11 protein-coding genes are annotated in these 17,779 nt (G+C 69.1%); 5 read left to right on the forward strand and 6 right to left on the reverse strand.

Annotation, left to right across the window (positions count from 1 at the left end; genetic code table 11):
• Positions 1 to 132: 132 nt before the first annotated feature.
• Positions 133 to 3,420 carry a UPF0182 family membrane protein gene (locus DSM100685_RS04065; protein ID WP_152350084.1) on the reverse strand — a complete coding sequence of 1,096 codons (3,288 nt, stop codon included), beginning with the start codon at positions 3,418 to 3,420 and terminating at the stop codon, positions 133 to 135.
• A gap of 553 nt (positions 3,421 to 3,973) precedes the next feature.
• Between DSM100685_RS04065 and DSM100685_RS04070 the strand changes: the two genes are divergently transcribed.
• The gene (locus DSM100685_RS04070; RefSeq protein WP_204314275.1) at positions 3,974 to 5,206 is read left to right on the forward strand and encodes a glycoside hydrolase family 3 N-terminal domain-containing protein; all 1,233 of its coding nucleotides are present in this window, start codon (positions 3,974 to 3,976) and stop codon (positions 5,204 to 5,206) included.
• Between the two features lie 34 nt (positions 5,207 to 5,240).
• Here DSM100685_RS04070 and DSM100685_RS04075 read toward each other — a convergent pair whose 3' ends face one another.
• The gene (locus DSM100685_RS04075) at positions 5,241 to 6,092 is read right to left on the reverse strand and encodes an alpha/beta hydrolase (protein ID WP_152350085.1); all 852 of its coding nucleotides are present in this window, start codon (positions 6,090 to 6,092) and stop codon (positions 5,241 to 5,243) included.
• Between the two features lie 193 nt (positions 6,093 to 6,285).
• On the opposite strand from DSM100685_RS04075, the gene DSM100685_RS04080 reads away from it, so the two are divergent.
• The gene (locus tag DSM100685_RS04080; protein WP_152350086.1) at positions 6,286 to 7,878 is read left to right on the forward strand and encodes an L-serine ammonia-lyase; all 1,593 of its coding nucleotides are present in this window, start codon (positions 6,286 to 6,288) and stop codon (positions 7,876 to 7,878) included.
• An 89-nt stretch (positions 7,879 to 7,967) separates the two neighbouring features.
• Here DSM100685_RS04080 and DSM100685_RS04085 read toward each other — a convergent pair whose 3' ends face one another.
• Complete coding sequence (locus DSM100685_RS04085) at positions 7,968 to 8,564, reverse strand: hypothetical protein (protein WP_152350087.1); 597 nt, start codon at positions 8,562 to 8,564, stop codon at positions 7,968 to 7,970.
• A 155-nt stretch (positions 8,565 to 8,719) separates the two neighbouring features.
• Between DSM100685_RS04085 and DSM100685_RS04090 the strand changes: the two genes are divergently transcribed.
• A complete protein-coding gene (locus DSM100685_RS04090; RefSeq protein WP_163200917.1) occupies positions 8,720 to 10,429 on the forward strand; it encodes an acetolactate synthase large subunit in 1,710 nt (569 codons plus the stop codon).
• A gap of 512 nt (positions 10,430 to 10,941) precedes the next feature.
• Here the strand turns inward: DSM100685_RS04090 and DSM100685_RS11125 are convergent.
• Positions 10,942 to 11,184, reverse strand: a complete 243-nt coding sequence (locus tag DSM100685_RS11125) for a CstA-like transporter-associated (seleno)protein (protein ID WP_170284987.1) — start codon at positions 11,182 to 11,184, stop codon at positions 10,942 to 10,944.
• Between the two features lie 170 nt (positions 11,185 to 11,354).
• Positions 11,355 to 13,730: a carbon starvation CstA family protein gene (locus tag DSM100685_RS04100; RefSeq protein ID WP_152350089.1), complete on the reverse strand. Its 2,376-nt coding sequence runs from the start codon at positions 13,728 to 13,730 to the stop codon at positions 11,355 to 11,357.
• 336 nt (positions 13,731 to 14,066) lie between these two features.
• Between DSM100685_RS04100 and DSM100685_RS04105 the strand changes: the two genes are divergently transcribed.
• Both DSM100685_RS04105 and DSM100685_RS04110 read left to right on the forward strand, forming a co-directional pair.
• Complete coding sequence (locus DSM100685_RS04105; protein WP_152350090.1) at positions 14,067 to 15,152, forward strand: class C sortase; 1,086 nt, start codon at positions 14,067 to 14,069, stop codon at positions 15,150 to 15,152.
• 169 nt (positions 15,153 to 15,321) lie between these two features.
• On the forward strand, positions 15,322 to 16,608 hold the full coding sequence (locus DSM100685_RS04110) for an alpha-amylase family protein (protein ID WP_152350091.1): 1,287 nt from the start codon (positions 15,322 to 15,324) through the stop codon (positions 16,606 to 16,608).
• A gap of 66 nt (positions 16,609 to 16,674) precedes the next feature.
• Here the strand turns inward: DSM100685_RS04110 and DSM100685_RS04115 are convergent, their stop codons facing one another.
• The gene (locus tag DSM100685_RS04115; RefSeq protein ID WP_239512645.1) at positions 16,675 to 17,538 is read right to left on the reverse strand and encodes a DMT family transporter; all 864 of its coding nucleotides are present in this window, start codon (positions 17,536 to 17,538) and stop codon (positions 16,675 to 16,677) included.
• Positions 17,539 to 17,779 lie beyond the last annotated feature (241 nt).

The raw sequence follows: 17,779 nt of genomic DNA on the forward strand, positions 1-17,779 counted from the left end.
CACGGGCCGCGGACTCGTCACGGTGCACTCGCCGTGTCCGATGCGCCCCGGCGATGCGGCCCGGCGATGCGGCCAAAACCGCAATCGGAATTCAAACCGACTGGAGGCGCGGGACCGCGGTTGGCCGCCGGACTACTGCTGGGCGGCGAGGGCCTTGTTCAGCGCGTCCTGCAGCTGCTTCTGGGCTTCGCCGTAGGCCGCCCAGTCGCCCTTCTTCATGGCCGCGTCGGAGTCCTTCATGGCCTGGGAGGCGTCCTGCAGGGCCTGCTTCAGGTCCGCGGAGGAGGAGCCGGACGAGGAGCCGTCCGAGCCGGACTGCGCCCCGGACGAGGAGCCGCCCGTCTGACCGGTCGAATCACCCGAGCCGCCCGAACCGGAGCCGTTCGCGCCGCCGTTGGCGGACCCGCCCACCTGCGGCTTCGTGGTCTCCTTGCCGTCGGAGTTCGCCGCGTCGCCGGCCGCCGCGCCCGAGTCGCCGCCGAACACCTGGTCGAGCGCCTCGTCGAGCGTGTCCGCGAAGCCGACCTGATCGCCGAACGCCACGAGCACCTTCTTCATGAGCGGGAAGCTCGTGGAGCCGCTGGACTGCACGTACACGGGCTGCACGTACACCAGACCGCCGCCGATGGGCAGGGTGAGCAGGTTGCCGCGCACCACGTTCGTGGATCCGGACTGCAGGAGGTTCAGCTCCTTGGACACGTCCGCGTTGGCGTTGAAGTTGTTCTGCGCCTGGCCGGGGCCGGGCACGTTGGTGTTCTTGGGCAGCTCCATGAGCCTGAGCGTGCCGTAGTTCGCGCCGATCACGCCCTTCTCGCTGCCCGCGTCGGAGTCGACGGACAGGAAGCCCGTGAGGATTTCGCGCGTGGACGTGCCGGCGGGGATGTACGTGGAGGTCAGCGAGAAGATGGGCTCCTTGCTGCCGCCGGTCTGGAGGGTCAGGTAGTACGGCGGCTGCTTGACGCCCTGCGCGCGCTGCGTGTCCGGCTCGGTCGGGTCGGTGGGCGTCTGCCAGAAGTCCTCGCCGGAGAAGAACTGGCTGGCGCTCTGCACGTGGTACTTGGCGAGCAGCTCGCGCTGCACCTTGAACAGGCTCTCCGGGTAGCGCATGTGGCTCATGAGGTCGCCGGAGATCTCCGAGATCGGGTGGTACTGGCCGGGGAAGATCTGCTCCCACGCCTTCAGGACCGGGTCGTCGGCGTCCCACGCGTACAGGTCCACCGAACCGTCGTACGCGTCCACGGTGGCCTTGACGGAGTTGCGGATGTAGTTGGCCTTCTGCGAGTTGAGGCTCTTGATGGTCGCGGAGGTCTCCGTGGTGGAGTCCTCGGTGGCTTCCGCGAGGTCCACGGTCTGCGAGTACGGGTAGTTCGCGGACGTGGTGTAGCCGTCCACGATCCACTTGACGCGGCCGTCCACCACCGCCGGGTAGACGCGGCCGTCGAGCGTGAGGTAGGGCGCCACCTTGGCGACGCGCTCCTTGGGGCTGCGGTCGTAGAGGATCTGCGAGTCCGAGGTCACGCGGTCGGAGAACAGGATCTGGTCAGAGCCGAAGCGCACCGCGTACAGCAGGCGGGCGAAGATGTTGCCGATCGAGGGGCCGCCGTCGCCGTTGAACGTGGTGGTGGCGCCCTGCGAGCCGGTCGGGTAGTCGAACTCCCACGAGGCGGTGCCCTCCGGCGCGCCGACGATCGAGTATTCGGGCGCGTTGGGCGAGAAGTAGATGCGCGGCTCGTACTTCTCCGACTCGGTGAGCGCGCCGGAGGTGGGGATGTCCTTTTCGAAGAACTCCGGCTGGCCGTCCGAGGTCACCTTGTTGCCGTACGCGGCCACGATGCCGTAGCCGTGCGTGTACACGGTGTGGTCGTTGACCCAGTTGCGGTTGTCGTTGCCGGCGAGGTTGATCTCGCGCGCGGCGATGACGGTGTCCTGGCTTTCGCCGTTGACGTCGTACTTGTCGACCGCGAGCGTGTCCGCGAAGGTGTAGTACTGCTTGGACTGCTGGAGCTGCTTGAACGTGGCGGAGACGACCTGCGGGTCGAGCAGGCGGATCTGCGCGGTGGTGTCCGCGTTCTCGGCGAGCGCGCCGGTCTTGCCCTGCGTGGTCGCGTTATACTCCTCCACCTTGATGTTGTTCAGGCCGTACGCGGCCGTGGTGGCGTCGATGTTGCGCTGGATGTACGTGGATTCGAGCTCCTGCGCGTTCGGGTTGACCTTGAAGCGCTGGAGCAGCACGGGCCACGCGACGTTGAGGATCAGGGCCGCGACCACGACGATCGCGACGGACACGACCGGGGTGCGCCACACGCGGAACGCCTCGCCGACGGAGGCCGAGGGCGCGCCGCCGAGCGCCTTGGTGGTCATGATCCACGCGGCGAGCACCACGCCGAGGATGGCGATGAGCGCGGCGGTGACGATGGTCATGGGGATGGTGGCGTGCACGGAGACGTAGGTGGCGCCGGTGACGCGGTCGCCCGCGGCGGTGAGCTGGTCGAACATGCCGAGGACCATGCGGAAGGCGACCATGAGGAAGTTGAGCACGAGCCACACGCCGAGCTGGCGGCGGGCGCGCGCGGTGACGTTGAGGATGGACTTGCCGTGCAGCGGCATCTGCAGGCGGATGCCGCCCATGAGGAAGTGGGTGACCAGCGAGGCGACGATCGCCACGACGAGCAGCAGGGACACGGCCCCGGCCACGAGTTGCAGGCCGGGCAGCACGAACACGTAGAAGCCGTTGTCGATGCCGAACTGCGGGTCCTTCACGCCGAACGACTGGTTGTGGAACATGAGCAGGATCTCGGACCAGTTGGCGTTGAACTGGGAGCCGAAGACCACGCCGATGACGAGCGAGACGACCACGGCCACGCGCACGGCGGTCCTGGAGCTCACGCCCTTGCCGATCTCGATCACGTCGCCGTTGACGCGGATGGTGGAGCCGTCCGCCGCGTCGGGGCGGGCGCGGATGGCGAGCCACGCGGACAGGAAGGTCATGAGCCCCATGACCAGCGCGTAGGCGACCCACAGGCCCACCTTGACGCCGAGCTGCGTCCAGACCACGGACGCGAAGCCGAGCTGGCCGTACCACATGAGGTCGGTGATGAAGCGCGACAGGCCGAAGAACACGCCGACCACGACCACCACGGCCACGAGGACGCCCCACAGGATGCGGCTGCCGCGGTTGGAGCCGGACGGGCGCTGGGGGCGACGCGTGATGCGCGGGGCCCGGGGGCCGCGCGGCGGCATGCCGGAGCCGCGTCCCGGCCCGCCCGCGCCGCCGTTCGCACCGGGCTCGTCGCCGTCGGACTCGACGTTGATGATGATCGGATCGTCGTCGTTCCGCCGGGCGTTGGGGCCACGGCTTCCCCTCTTGCGCGGATCGTAGTCCGGGTCGAATATTCCACCAAAGGCATCAAAGAAAGACATGCAGCCAGCCTACCGGGATACGGGGAGATTCCACTCGCGGTGGGCGTAATCCCGCCGGCGGCGGAACAGGAGGAAACAGGGAATGGGATATGCAACATTCGATAGTTCTGGCCGCATAATGCCGATTTCATGCGCAAACTACGCGTTTCGACGTTTTTCGAGGCGATATCGGCCACCCGCCCGCACGGTATTTCCGATTTGTGCGGTCGATTTCGGCGTCCCGCCGAGTAGCGCCGTTGCAATCTGGCCGGAACCGCGCGGCGGCTATCCGGCCGACCCCGGAAAAACCACCACACGAATCGGAAGTACGCGACGGGCGGCCGCTACGTAGCCGGCATTGTGGCCATTCGCAGCCACTCGCGACCGTCCGCATCCGCTTCGACGGCTGCCGCGGCGCGGCCGGGGCGCGGTAGCCGTCTCCAACCTGTTTCGCCCGCCGTCCAGCCGATTGTGGACACTTGCGGCCCATTGCCCTTCCGGCCGGCACCCGGGCATAATCGGGGATATGACCGTCTTTCATCGTCTCCACAGCATTTCCAGCCTTCGCCGCATGATGTCCGTCTCGCTGCCCGCCTCGCTGTGCGCGATCGTCCTGTGCCTTGCCGCTGGCTGCGGGTGGCCGGGATCCGCGCCCGCCGGCAACTCGTCATCCGCGGCGACGGACGCCGCCGGCGCCAGCGCCTCCCGCGAGGCCTCCTCCGCGCCGTCGTCACCGTCCACGCCGGCGGCACCGTCCACGCCCGCCACGGCGCAGGACCGGGCCCGCGCGCTGGTGGACGCAATGAGCCTCGAGGAGCGCGTGGGCCAGCTGGTCATGGCCCCGCTGTTCGCCGGTTCGGACGCGTCGAGCCTCGCGCCGGCCATCCGCGACCGGCACGTAGGTTCGGTGCTCGTCATCGGCAAGTGGACGGGCGGCGTGGACGCCGTGGCGAAGGAGACGGCGGCGCTACAGGCCTATGCGCCGGAGGGCGACGGGCTCATCGTCGCCACCGATCAGGAGGGCGGCAGCGTGCAGCACCTGACCGGCGAGGGGTTCGACGCGATGCCGAGCGGCGTCAAGCAGGGCGCGATGGACGCGGCCGCGCTGCGCTCATCGGCGGCCCGCTGGGGCTCGCAGCTCAAGGAGGCCGGCGTGAACGTCGATCTGGCGCCGGTGACCGACACCGTGCGCGGCGCGCGCAAGTCGAACGCTCCGATCGGCGCGCTGAACCGAGACTTCGGGCTCGACGCGGACGGCAACGCCGAGCATGCGATCGCGTTCGTGAACGGCATGCGCGACTCCGGCGTGATGGGCGCGGTCAAGCACTACCCCGGTCTGGGCGCGGTGACGGGCAACACGGACTTCACGGCGGACGGCATCGAGGATTCCACAACCACGCTGGACGGCCCGGAGGTCGCCGCGTTCGACCGGACGATCCGCGAGGGACGGCCGGCCATGGTGATGATGGCCCTCGCCACGTACCGGGCCGTCGACGCCTCCGCGCCGGCAGCGTTCTCGTCCGCCATCATCGACGGGCATCTGCGCGGGACGCTGGGGTATCAGGGCGTGGTGATCTCCGATTCGCTGTCCGCCGAGGCGTTGGGCGGCGTGCCGACCGACCAGTTGGGGGTCCGGCTGATCGAGGCCGGCGGCGACTTGGCGTGCATCGGCAATTCCTCCTATGTCACGCCGATCCTCGACGGGCTCGTAGCGAAGGCCAAGGCGGACCCGGCGTTCGCCGAGCGGGTGGCCGAATCCGCCGCGCGCGTCATGGCGCTCAAGATCGAAATGGGGCTGGCCGACTAGGCCTCGGAGCCGTTCCCGGTTCCCGCCGTACGCCCTACTTCCACGCGGTGGCGGCGGGGAACCGGCCGCGCACCCACGCGTCGAAGAGGTCGGGCCAGACCTGCACGCACGTGAGGTCGCCGATCCAGTGGCCTGGATTGTCGGTCTCGCGGGTGCCGAGGCTGGAGCCGTGGTTGCCCTCGGGGAAGATGTGGAGCTCCACGTTCACGCCGGCGCCGATGAGGGCGTTGGCGAACAGGAGGCTGTTCTGCACGGGCACGTCGCGGTCGGTCACCGTGGACCAGATGAACGTGGGCGGCACGTCCGCGCTCGCGTGACGTTCCAGCGAGACGTAGTCCAGCCATTGCGGGTCGTCCCTGCGCGCGGGACCGAGCAGGTTGTCGATCGAGCCGCGGTGGGCGAACGGGCCGGACGTGATGACCGGGTAGCCGAGCATAAGGCCGTTGGGGCGGATCTCTTGGGGCTCGAAGCCGCGGCTGCGCAGCTCGTCGCCGTTCCATCGCTCGCAGAAGAACGCCGCCGCGTGGCCGCCCGCGGAGAAGCCGCCGATCACGATCGCGTCCGGGTCGACGTGCCATTCGGCGGCGTGGGCGCGGATGCGGCGCATGGCCTCGGCGGTCTGGAGCAATGCCACCGGGTATTGGGCCGGCGCGCACGCGTAGTCGAGGATGAACGCCTGATAGCCGTAGCCGAGCATCTTGAGGGCTATCGGCTCGGCCTCGCGCTCGGACGTGCGCCGATAGCCGCCGCCGGGCAGGATGAGCACGGCCGGCCGCACGCGGGCGGGGTCCATCTCCTCGGAATTGTCGATCACATAGCCGCGGAAGCGCGCCTCGGCGTCCCCGGTGCCGTCAATGCCGCTGATCGTCTCGTCGAAAAACCGCATGTTCCTCCTTGAATGGCACGGTTTGGCAGTCGTCAGCGTCCAGTATCCCGCAGCGCCCCGGACGTTCGGGACGCGGTCCCACATGTTGGCTCCTTCGGTTCCGCGGCCCGCCGGCGCGCGTGGCGGACGGACGGGCACGCGCCTACGCTGGTGCGTGTTGGTCTCACCCGTCCCGCAAACCGGAGGTCCGCGAATGCTCAGCGTGTTGGATATGTTCTCGATCGGCGTCGGTCCGTCGTCGTCGCACACGGTGGGGCCCATGCGCGCGGCGGCGGCCTTCGCATGCGCACTGCGAGGGAACGGCATCCTCGACGACGTGGCGCGCGTGAAGGTCACGCTGTACGGCTCGCTTGCCTCGACCGGGCTCGGCCACGGCACGGACCGGGCGGTGATGGCCGGATTGGAGGGTTCGCTGCCGGTCACCGTGGACACCGACGACCTGCTGCGCATCCGCGAGCGCGTGGCCCGCTACGGCGCGCTCCGGCTGGCCGGCTCGCACGACGTGCCGTTCGACTATGACCGCGACATCGTGTTCGAACGGTGGATCACCCCGCGACGGCATCCGAACGGCATGCGCTTCGAGGCGAGCGCCGCGGACGGGCGGCCGCTGGCGGACGATGTGTGGTTCTCCGTGGGCGGCGGGTTCATCCAGCAGGGCGTGCCGGCGGATCTGGAGCCGGCCGGTGACGACGACGGAGACGCCGGGCGCGGGGACGCGCATGGCGAGACGTCGGGCGCGTCCGAAGCGGGCAAGGCGGCCGACCCGGGCGACACAGCCAATCCGGGCAATGCGGCCGATCCGGTCAACGCGGCTGCCATGGCCAACGGCACGGCCAAAATCGACCTGCAGAGCGTCCCCGTCCCCTACCCGTTCGACTCCGCCGAGGAGATGCTCGCGATCTGCGCGCGCGAGGGCATTTCGATCGCCGAGCTGGTGCGGCGCAACGAGGTCGCCATGCTCATGGCGCTGGGCGCCGACGCCGAAGGCGCCGATCAGGAGCTGCGCGCCGATCTGCTCACGGTGTGGCGGGTCATGCGCGAGTGCGTGCACAACGGCTGCACGAGCGGCCAAAGGACGCTGCCGGGCGGCCTCGACGTACCCCGCCGCGCGCCGAAGCTGTACGCGCGCTTCACCGCCGATCCGCTCGACCCGCGCGGTCCGTCCGGCCCCGGCCATTCGCTTTCGGACCGCGCGTCGGCCGTGGAGTGGGTGGACCTGTTCGCCCTCGCGGTGAGCGAGGAGAACGCCGGCGGCGGCAGGATCGTCACCGCGCCCACGAACGGCTCGGCCGGCATCATCCCCGCGGTGCTGCACTACTACTGGCTGTTCGCCGACAACGCGAGCGAGGACGGCGTGATCCGCTTCCTGCTCACGGCCGGCGCGGTGGGCATGCTGTTCAAGCGCAACGCGTCCATCTCCGGCGCGGAGGTGGGATGCCAGGGCGAGGTCGGCTCGGCCTGCTCCATGGCCGCGGCGGGCATGTGCGCGGTGCTGGGCGGCACGCCGGAGCAGGTGGAGAACGCGGCGGAGATCGGCATCGAGCACAATCTGGGGCTCACCTGCGACCCGATCGGCGGACTCGTGCAGATCCCGTGCATCGAGCGCAACGCCATGGCCGCGAACACGGCGATCAACGCGGCCCGCATGGCCATGCTCGGCGACGGCTCGCACGTCGTCTCGCTCGACCAGGCCATCCGCACCATGAAGCAGACCGGCGCGGACATGATGAGCAAGTACAAGGAGACCTCGCAGGGCGGCCTCGCCGTCAACGTGGTGGAGTGCTGATCGTGGGGTGCTGATCGTGTGACACTGACGCGGCGGGCGGTCGTCGGGAGCCGGCGGTCCGGAGCCGGCGGAATCAGGAATCGGCGGCGTCAGGGGACGAACACGCTGTCCTTGACGACGCGCATGTCCGGATCCATGGCGTAGCGGTCCTCCCCGGGGCCCGCGTTTTCGTCGCCGTCGTAGCGGATTTGGCCCTGCGAGACGGCGAAGCGGGCGCGCACGACGCGGTCGCCGTCCTGTTTGGGCAGCGTGAAGGCGCGGTCCACGCCGGAAACGAACATGATGGCCGAGATGCGGCGGGGGCACATGTCGCCTTCATCGTCCTTGTAGTCGGGCCCGTAGCGCAGGTCCAGCCCGAAGCGTTCCGGTTCAACGGCCACCAGATCGTCCGGCATGTTCCGGCCGCTGGCCCATGAGTTGTAGGTCATCATCAGCGTGAACAGCGCGACGATCGCGCCGAACAGCATGAACAGGCCCTCGTCGCCGTCCGGCAGGCCGATGCGCGCGACGAGCTCGTCCGCCGGTCCCCTGCCGACCAGGAGGACGAAGAGGGCCACGAGCACCGTCGAAAACACCAGGACGATCGGGAACATCGCCCACGGCGGCGGCATGCCCCGCCACGCCCGCCGTGCCAGCTTCGGGTCCGCGGTGACCCATACGCCTCTTTCCACCGTCTCCTGCGACATACGGCCAGTATGGCATCCGCGCGTGAACGGCGGTCGAACGCATGGCGAACGGCGCGCGAACGGGGACGGGTGGGCGGACCGGCGGACGGGACGGCAAACGCAACGGCGCGGGGCGGAAACACCGTCGTCATACGGTGGTGCGATGCTAGCGGCCCGTGAGTGAAGCATCGAAGAATCCCAGCAACCAGATCGAAACCGACGGCCACGTGAGGACCACGGCGGACCTGTTCGTCGAATGCCTCGTCAACGAGGGCGTCAAGGTGATGTTCGGCATCCCGGGCGAGGAGAACATCCCGCTCATGGAGGCCATCGAGCGCGACGGGCGCATCCGGTTCGTGCTGACCCGCCACGAGCAGGGCGCCGGCTTCATGGCCGCCACGCACGGCCACCTGACGGGAGAGCCCGGCGTGTGCCTGGCCACGCTCGGCCCCGGCGCGCTCAACCTCACGCTGCCGGTCGCGCAGGCCAACGCGAGCACCACGCCGCTGGTCGCCATCTGCGCGCAGGGCAACGTGGGACGACTGTACAAGGAGTCGCACCAGATCATCGACCTCGAATCCGTGTTCCGCCCGCTCACCCAGTGGACGAGCATGGTCATGACCCCGGAGGCCGTGCCGGAGATGATCCGCAAGGCGTTCTCCATCGCCACGCGCAAGCGCCCGGGCGCCACCTGCCTGATCCTGCCCGAGGACGTGGCGGAGATGCCGGCCCCCGAGGGCGCGCGTCCCCTCCCCCTGCCCAAGCCGGTGCAGATCGTGCCCACGGACGCCACGATCGCCGAGGCCGTGTCCGTGATCGAGCAGGCCGAGCACCCCATCATCCTCGCCGGCAACGGCGTGGCGCGCGGGCACGCGGAGAACCGTCTGCTGGCGCTGGCCGAGCAGCTCGACGTGCCGGTGGCCACCACGTTCGAGGGCAAGGGCGTGATCTCCGACCGCATCCCCAACGCGCTCGGCGTGGTGGGCTTCATGCGCCACGACTACGAGAACTTCGCGTTCGACCAGGCGGACCTCATCATCGCGGTGGGCTTCTCGATCCAGCAGTTCGACCCGAAGAAGATCAACCCGAACGACGACAAGACGATCATCCACATCAACACGTTCGCCGAGGACACCGACGCGCACTATTCGACGGCCCTGAACATCATGGGCGACATCGACGCGACGCTGGCCGCGCTGATCGCCAAGCTCAAGGAGCGCGGCGTGCGCTTCGACGAGTCCCACCCGAAGATCCACGAGCTGCTCACGGACGAGTACACGTCGCACGCCCACGACGACTCGTTCCCCATGAAGCCGCAGCGCGTGGTGTACGACACCCGCCGCGCCATGGAGAACGACACGGACGTGACACTCGTGGATACCGGCGCCCTCAAGATGTGGATGGCGCGCCTGTACCCCGCGTACTACTCGAACACGTGCGTGATCGACAATTCGCTGTCCACCATGGCGTGGACGCTGCCCGGCGCGGTGGCGGCCTCGCTCGAACGCCCGGGACGCCCGGTGCTCGCGGTGATGGGCGACGGCAGCTTCATGATGAACGTGCAGGAGCTCGAGACGGCCGTGCGCGTGGGCGCGCGCATGGTGGTGCTCGTGTGGGTGGACGAGGCGTACGGCCTGATCAAGTGGAAGATGGACATCCACGACGGCAGCCACGAGTACGTGGACTTCGGCAATCCGGACGTGGTGGAGCTCGCCTCCAGCTTCGGCGCGAAGGGCCACGAGATCACGTCGGCGGACGAGCTGTACCCGGTGCTGCGGCAGGCGCTGCGCTCCGGCTCGGGCGTGGACATCATCGCCTGCCCGGTGGACTACCGCGAGAACATGAAGCTCATCGACAAGCTGGGCGACATCGACTTCGGCAGCTGAGGCCCGGCTCCTGCCGCTTTCCTCCCTCCGCGTCATCCTGAGCGAACTCGGCGGGCCGATGGATTTTTCGGTTCCGGATTGCACGCTTCGCTCGGGATGATGCGGGGAGAAGCGGCGGTCCGACCGACAACGGAAGGGCGACTTTTCCGGGACATCCGCATGACCGCCATGCATGCCCCGGAAAAGTCGCCCTTCCGTTGTCCCGGCGCCCAGCCCGGTATTACAAAGTCCGGCGTCACAAGTCTGACGCCACAGGTCCGACACCGCAGTCCGACACTCGATCCGCTCAATGTGGGGAGCTAAACGCACGGATTGAGCGGATCGAATGCGCTGGAGCCCGTTTGACGCCGCCACCGCACTGGATTCGCTCAATCCTTCGTAATCGGGTCGCGGATTGGGCGGATCGAGTGCGGGGCGGGCGCGAGAGCAGATACGGACGGAGGATGCGAGGAGGGGCGGGGAGAGCGCGGTCGCGGGAACCGGACGGAAGGGAATCCAACGACGACGGCCGCTCAGCAGCAGCAACCCGTGTTGGGGTGCGTACGGTCGTACTCCTCGCGCCGGCGCAGGTACTCCGCCTCCGTGAGCGGCGTTTCGTCGGGATGCTCGGCGGCGAAGCGCTCGAGGTAGTGGTCGTACCGTGCCTCGCCGCTCACCTCGCGGGCGTACCAGACGACGGCGCGCCACGCGGCGGAGAGACCGGCGGCAAGGCGGCCGAATCGTGCGGTGAAATAACCAGCGAGACGCCCAACGATGTGCCTTGCCGGACGCCCAACGAGGTGCCCCGCAGGACGTCCGGCAGAACGGCCAGCGGGACGCTCGATGGAACGACCGGCAGAACGGCCAGCATGCGCATCGCCGCCCCGACCGCCCTCATTCCGCCCATTCCGTTCCGCCGCCGCGCCGGCCGTCACGCCTGCGACCGTCATTCGGCGGCCTCCGCCTTGAGCGCGTGCAGCTTGGCCGCGTACTCGCGCTGCACCTTCTTCTCAAGGCCCGTGGCCACGAGCCCGGACGGCGCGAACCACTGCGACTCGGCGAACAGTTCCTCGCTGGTGGTCTTGGCGCCGAACCTGCCGGCGGCCAGCGTGCGCACGACCACCACGACGCCCACGACCACGAACGCGGCCATCATCACGAGGAAGAACACGGAGAGCACACCGTCGAGGTACGCATTGCTCAGGCCCGCCTGCGCGTTTTCGAGCGCCTTGCCCTCCAGCGATCCGGACGCGATCTGCGCCTGGTACTTCCGCGCCACGGCGAAGTAGCTCAGCGGCCCGAAGATCTTCTGCACGTCCGCGGTGAAGGTCACGGCCACGTCCCACACGAGCGGCACGATGGTCACCCACGCGTACTTGACATAGCCCATCTTCACCACGCACACTGTGACGAGCACGAAGCAAGCGGCGGCGAGCAACTGGTTGGAGATGCCGAAGATCGGGACCATGGAGTTGATGCCGCCGTTAGCGTCGGCCACGCCCATCCACAGCAGGCCGCCCCACAGGGCGGTGGCGATGAGCGTGGTGACGATGTTGCCGGGCTTCCACGTCGGGTCGGCGAACTTCCTGAGTTTGCGCACGTTGCCGAGCAGCTCGCCGATCTGGTAGCGGGCCACGCGCGTGCCGTTGTCCACGGTGGTGAGGATGAACAGGGCCTCGAACATAATGGCGAAGTGGTACCAGAAGGCCATGGCGCCCTGCCCGCCCAAGTAGGACTTGAGGAAGTTGGCCATGCCCATGGCGAACGTGGTGGCGCCGCCGGTGCGCGAGACGATGGTCTTCTCACCGAGGTCGGCGGCCGCACGGGTCAGCGCCTCCTCCCCCTCGTAGGTCCTGGGGTTGCCGGCCTCGTCGGTCGACTCCCACGTGGTCGCAAGGTGGTTGCCCTCGATGTCGGAGACCTTGAGCCCGTCCACGGCGGCGACGGCGTTGGTCTCGGCTGACGCGGACGCGGAGTAGGACTGGCCCGCGGCGGCCTGGATCTGCGCGGCGGACATGTTGGTGGAGAAGTACAGGCCCTGGCTCAGGGTCACGGCGGCGATGAGCGCGATGATGGCGGTGAACGACTCGACGAGCATGGAGCCGTAGCCGATCATGCGGATCTGGTTCTCCTTCTCCACGGCCTTCGGGGTGAGGCCGGAGGCGACGGCGCCGTGGAATCCGGACAGCGCTCCGCACGCGATGGTGATGAACAGGAACGGGAACAGGCTGCCGGAGAACGTCGGTCCGTTGGAGACGAACGCGAGCTCGGAGACGGCCGGGAACCGCACGGACGGGTTGGCGATCACGATGCCGACGACGAGCAGGGCGAGCGTGCCGATCTTCATGAGCGTGGACAGGTAGTCGCGCGGGGTGACGAGCAGCCAGTGCGGCAGCGCGGCGGCGGCGAACGAGTAGATCACCAGGGCGATCACCAGCGCCGGCTTGGACAGGGTGAACACGGAGGCGAGGGAGGATTCGGCGATCCAGCCGCCGGCCACGATGTCGAGGATGAGCAGCGCGAAGCCGAGGATGGTGGTCTCGATCACGCGGCCGGGGCGCAGGAAACGCTGGTAGCAGCCCATGACGAGGGCGATCGGGATGGTCATGGCGATGGAGAACACGGCCCACGGCGAGGAGGCCATGGCGTTGATGGCCACGAGCGCGAGGAAGGCCATGGCGATGGCGGTCATGACGACGAGGAAGATCGACAGGATCATGCCGCCGAACTTGCCCATCTCGTCGGTGGCCATCTGGCCGAACGAGCGGCCGCGGCGCCTGGCGGAGATCCACAGCATCATCATGTCCTGCACGGCGCCGGCGAAGATCACGCCGAGGATGATCCACAGCGTGGAGGGCAGGTAGCCCATCTGTGCGGCGAGGATGGGGCCGACGAGCGGGCCGGCGCCGGAGATGGCGGCGAAGTGCTGGCCGAAGAGCACGCGGCGGTCGGTGCGCTCGAAGTTGGCGCCGTCGTGCACGCGCTCGGCCGGGGTGGCGTTCGCGTCGTCGGTGCGCATGATCTTGATCTGGATGTAGTACGCGTAGAAGCGGTAGGCGATGGCGTAGGAGCTCAGCGCCACCACGATGAACCAGATCGCGGAGATTTGCTCGCCGCGCGAGACGGCCAGCACGGACCACGCGACCGCGCAGACCACGGCGATGGCGGCCCACAGCGCGATCTTGGCCGGCGTCCAGACCAGTTTGGGCCTGACGCCGACGGGCAGGCCCTTTGAGTTGCGGATCACGCGCGCAGCTTCGGCCGGCGTGTAGTCGTCCTTGAATTCCAATGCGCCCGGTGCGGGTGCGGCGGCATTCGTCATTTGGATGCTCTCTCTTCTTGTTTCCGGCCTTCCGAGGCAGCGCGGCGACGCGCCCGCCGGCCGGTTTGGGCGTCCCCGCGACGCATCGTCGTGCGGCGGGCGGCCCGAATCCCTCTATGGATGTGCTTTTGGCATTGCCCTCACCCTATGGCCCGTCCGTTGCGTCCATGTGACATCGCTCACAATATGAACGGGGCGTGAACGGGTGCGGGACGCGGAGCGCGGGACACGGCATGCGGACCGGACCGGCGCCCACCCGATCATGCGCCGGGCGAACGGGGGTGCGGGTCCGCCGGGCGCGCACGGTACAATGGGGCCGATCGAAAGGGTGGCGGCATGGTGGTTCGACATGCGGGAAGGAACGCGCGGCGCGGCGGCGCCGGACGCGGGAAGGCGGGGCTCGCGGCGGGACGCGGGACGGAGGTCCCCCGCGAAGACCGCGAGGACAAGGTCTGGACGCCCACGCCGTTCGACGAGGCGACCGACGTCACGGACGTGGCGCGCACGCAGCGTTCCCTCAAACGCCAGCTCGTCGCCATGCGCATCCTCACCGCGCTGCTCCTCGTCGCCGCCGTGACCGTGGGCGGGTTCCCGCTCGCGCTGCAGTACCAGTCGCAAATGAAGCTCGCCGAAACCTCGCAGCAGGCCGAGAACAAGGTGATGGGCTGGCCGTACCCGCAGGCGGAGCTCGCCTTCCAGGCCGCGCAGGCGTACAACCGCAGGCTCGCCGAGTCGGGCCAGCCGGTCATGGGCGAGGCGATCGACCCGTTCACCGCGGCCTCCGGCGGCTCGCAGGCGCACGAGGAGGACTCGCAGGCCAGCAAGGACACCGAATACCAGAGCCTGCTCGACGCGGGCAACGGGGTGATGGGCTCGATCGTGATCCCCAAGATCTCCGTGGACCTGCCCATCTACCACGGCACGTCCGAACGCGTGCTCGCCTCCGGCTCCGGTCACCTGTACGGTTCGAGCCTGCCGGTGGGCGGCGCGGACACGCACGCCGTCCTCACGGGCCACCGCGGGCTCGTGGAGGCGCTCATGTTCACGCGCCTCGACGAGATGCAGGTGGGCGACTACTTCTACGTGAAGGTGATGGGCGAGACGCTCGGCTACAAGGTGGACCGCATCACCGTGATCGAGCCGGACGACACGAGCCAGCTCAAGATCGTGCCCGGCGAGGACCGCGTCACGCTCATGACGTGCACGCCCTACGGCGTCAACACCCACCGTCTGCTCGTCTCCGGCGTGCGCGAGGACATCCCCGCCATGATGCCGGACATCGCCGAGGCCCCGAAGGACGCGCGCCTGTGGACCACGGTGGCCGTGACCGTGCCGCTCGCGCTCGGGCTGCTCGTCCTGTGGTTCCGCCGCCGGCCGTGGAGGCGCATGCGCCACGGCGCGTGGTGGCCCCGCCGGCTGTAGATCCGACGGTTCGGACCGGCGGTTCGGACCGGCGGTTCGGACCGGCGGCTCGGACCGGCGGCTCGGACTGACAGCCGCGCGGCGTGGCGTCGGATGCTCGGCCGCGCGATTCCTGCCACAATGGAGGTGGTTCGGCTCCGTTCCATGAGCTTGTGACGAGGAGGTTCCCATGGTTCCCGAGGCTGGTTCGCTTCCTTCGCTTCCCGACTGGGTGCGCTACGGCATCTGGTGGCACATTTATCCCCTGGGCTTCGTGGGCGCGGACATCCGCCCCTCGGGTCCGCGCGAATTCCACGGACGCGGCCTCGACTCGATCGCCGACTGGCTGGACTACACGCGGGACATGGGCGTCTCCGGCCTGCTGCTCGGCCCGATCTTCGAATCCTCCACCCACGGCTACGACACGCTCGACCACATGCACGTGGACGTGCGGCTCGGCGGCGACGCGGCCTTCGACCGGCTCGCCGAGGCCTGCCGCGACCACGGCATGAGCCTTGTGCTCGATGGCGTGTTCAACCATGTGGGCTGGCACCACCCCGCCGTGCAGGAGGCGCTGTCCGGGCGGGCGGACGGCCCGTGGGCGGGGCTCGTGGCCACGCATCCCGGCGCGGGCGGACGGCCCGAGCTGGACGTGTTCGAGGGCCACGGCGGGCTCGTGGACCTGAACCACGCCGACCCGCGCACCGCCGCGTACGTGACGCGCGTGATGAACCACTGGCTCGACCGCGGCGCCTCAGGCTGGCGGCTCGACGCGGCCTACGCCACCGATCCCGCGTTCTGGCGGCACGTGCTGCCGGCCGTGCGCGCCGCCCATCCGCACACGTGGATCTTCGGCGAGGTGATCCACGGCGACTACGCGGCGATCGTGCGCGAATCCGGCATGGACTCGGTCACGCAGTACGAACTGTGGAAGTCGATCCGCCACAGCATCCAGACCGACAACTTCTTCGAGCTGGACTGGAACCTCACGCGCCACAACGCGTTTCTGGACGCGTTCACGCCACAGACGTTCATCGGCAACCACGACGTGACGCGCATCGCCTCCGAAATCGGCGCGCACCGGGCCGTGCTCGCGCTCGCCGCGCTCATGACGGTGGGCGGCGTGCCGAGCGTCTACTACGGCGACGAGCAGGCGTACGCGGGCGTCAAGGAGGACCGGCTCGGAGGGGACGACGACGTCCGGCCCAAGTTCCCCCGCTCCCCCGGCGAGCTTTCGCATCTGGGCGCATGGATGTACCGGGCGCATCAGGCGCTCATCGCGCTGCGCCGGCAGCACCCGTGGCTCGTCAACGCGCGCACGGAAAAACTGCTGCTCGAGAACCGGCGCTACCGCTACCGGTCGGCGAGCGCGGACGGACGCGAGGCGATCGTGGTGGAGCTGGCGCTGGAGCCGGGACCGAGCGTGACCGTCACCGATCCGGCGGACGGGCGCACGCTGTACCACTACGCGGGGTGAGCGCGGGCGCAGGCCAACGTACCGGGACGCCCAGCGCGTCAGAAACGCTCAGCGCACCAAAAACACTCAGCGCACCAAAAACACCATGAGGATGATGAGCGCGAAGCCCGTCAGGTCCGTCGGCGTGAACACGGCGGACGTCCACAGCACCGCGGACACGGTGGCCATGACCGGCTCGGACGTGCCCAGCATGGTGGCGCGCATGGGGCCGGCCTTCATGGAACCGGTGAGGAACAGCCAGAACGCGCCGAACGTGCCGCCGACCACGGTGAACGCCATGAGTCCCCATCCGGCGGCGTCGAGCGGCGGCATGTTCTGCCACGGGCGCACGAACGGCAGCATGGCCGCGCCGGAGATGAGGAACATGATGCCGTTTGCGGTCATGCCTCCCCAACGGGCCATGAGCTTCAGGGGCATGACGGCGAACGCGGCGGTGACGAGCGCGTTGAGCATGCCCCACGCGAGGCCGTCGACGGGCAGGCTCAGCGAGGAGAGGTTGCCGCCGGTGGCGATGAGCACCACGCCCACGAACGCGAGCGCCACGCCGGCAGCCTCGCGCCTCTGCGGCAGTCTGCGCCCGCGCACGCACGTGTAGAGCAGGAGCAGCAGCAGGTTGAGCGACTGCAGGACGGTCGCGGTGCCGGAGTTCGTGGCGTTGATGGACTGCAGATAGGCGACCTGCACGAAGAACACGCACACGAGCGCGTTGAGCAGGAACGACGGCCAGGAGCCGCGGTCCTTCACGGCGCCGGCGAGCTGACGCGGCGTGGTGGCCGCGGCGCAGACGACGAAGATCACGCCGGCGGCGAGCTGGCGCACGCACGCGATCCACAGCGGGCTGCACTGGTAGTCGTCCATGAGGATTTTGGAGACGGTGCCGTTGACGCCCCACAGCGTGCCGCCGAGCAGGGCCAGCACCGAGCCGATCATGATGTCCTTGGGCGTGTGCGCCAGCGTGGCCGTGCGGCCGTCGTGCGCGCCGTCCCCGTCGCCCGCCTTGTTCCGCCCGCCGTGATGCGCATCCTCGCGCACGCCGTCGCCCGCCATGGCCCGTTCCGCTCCTCTTGTCGCCCTGTCCGTCGTCGCGCTTCGCAAAGCGCCGATTGGCCATTATACGGCCGCAACCCCGTCCGACGCGGCCGACCGGGACGCCCGACCGACGTCGAACGGC

Source organism: Bifidobacterium avesanii (genome assembly GCF_009299475.1).
Lineage (GTDB): Bacteria > Actinomycetota > Actinomycetes > Actinomycetales > Bifidobacteriaceae > Bifidobacterium > Bifidobacterium avesanii.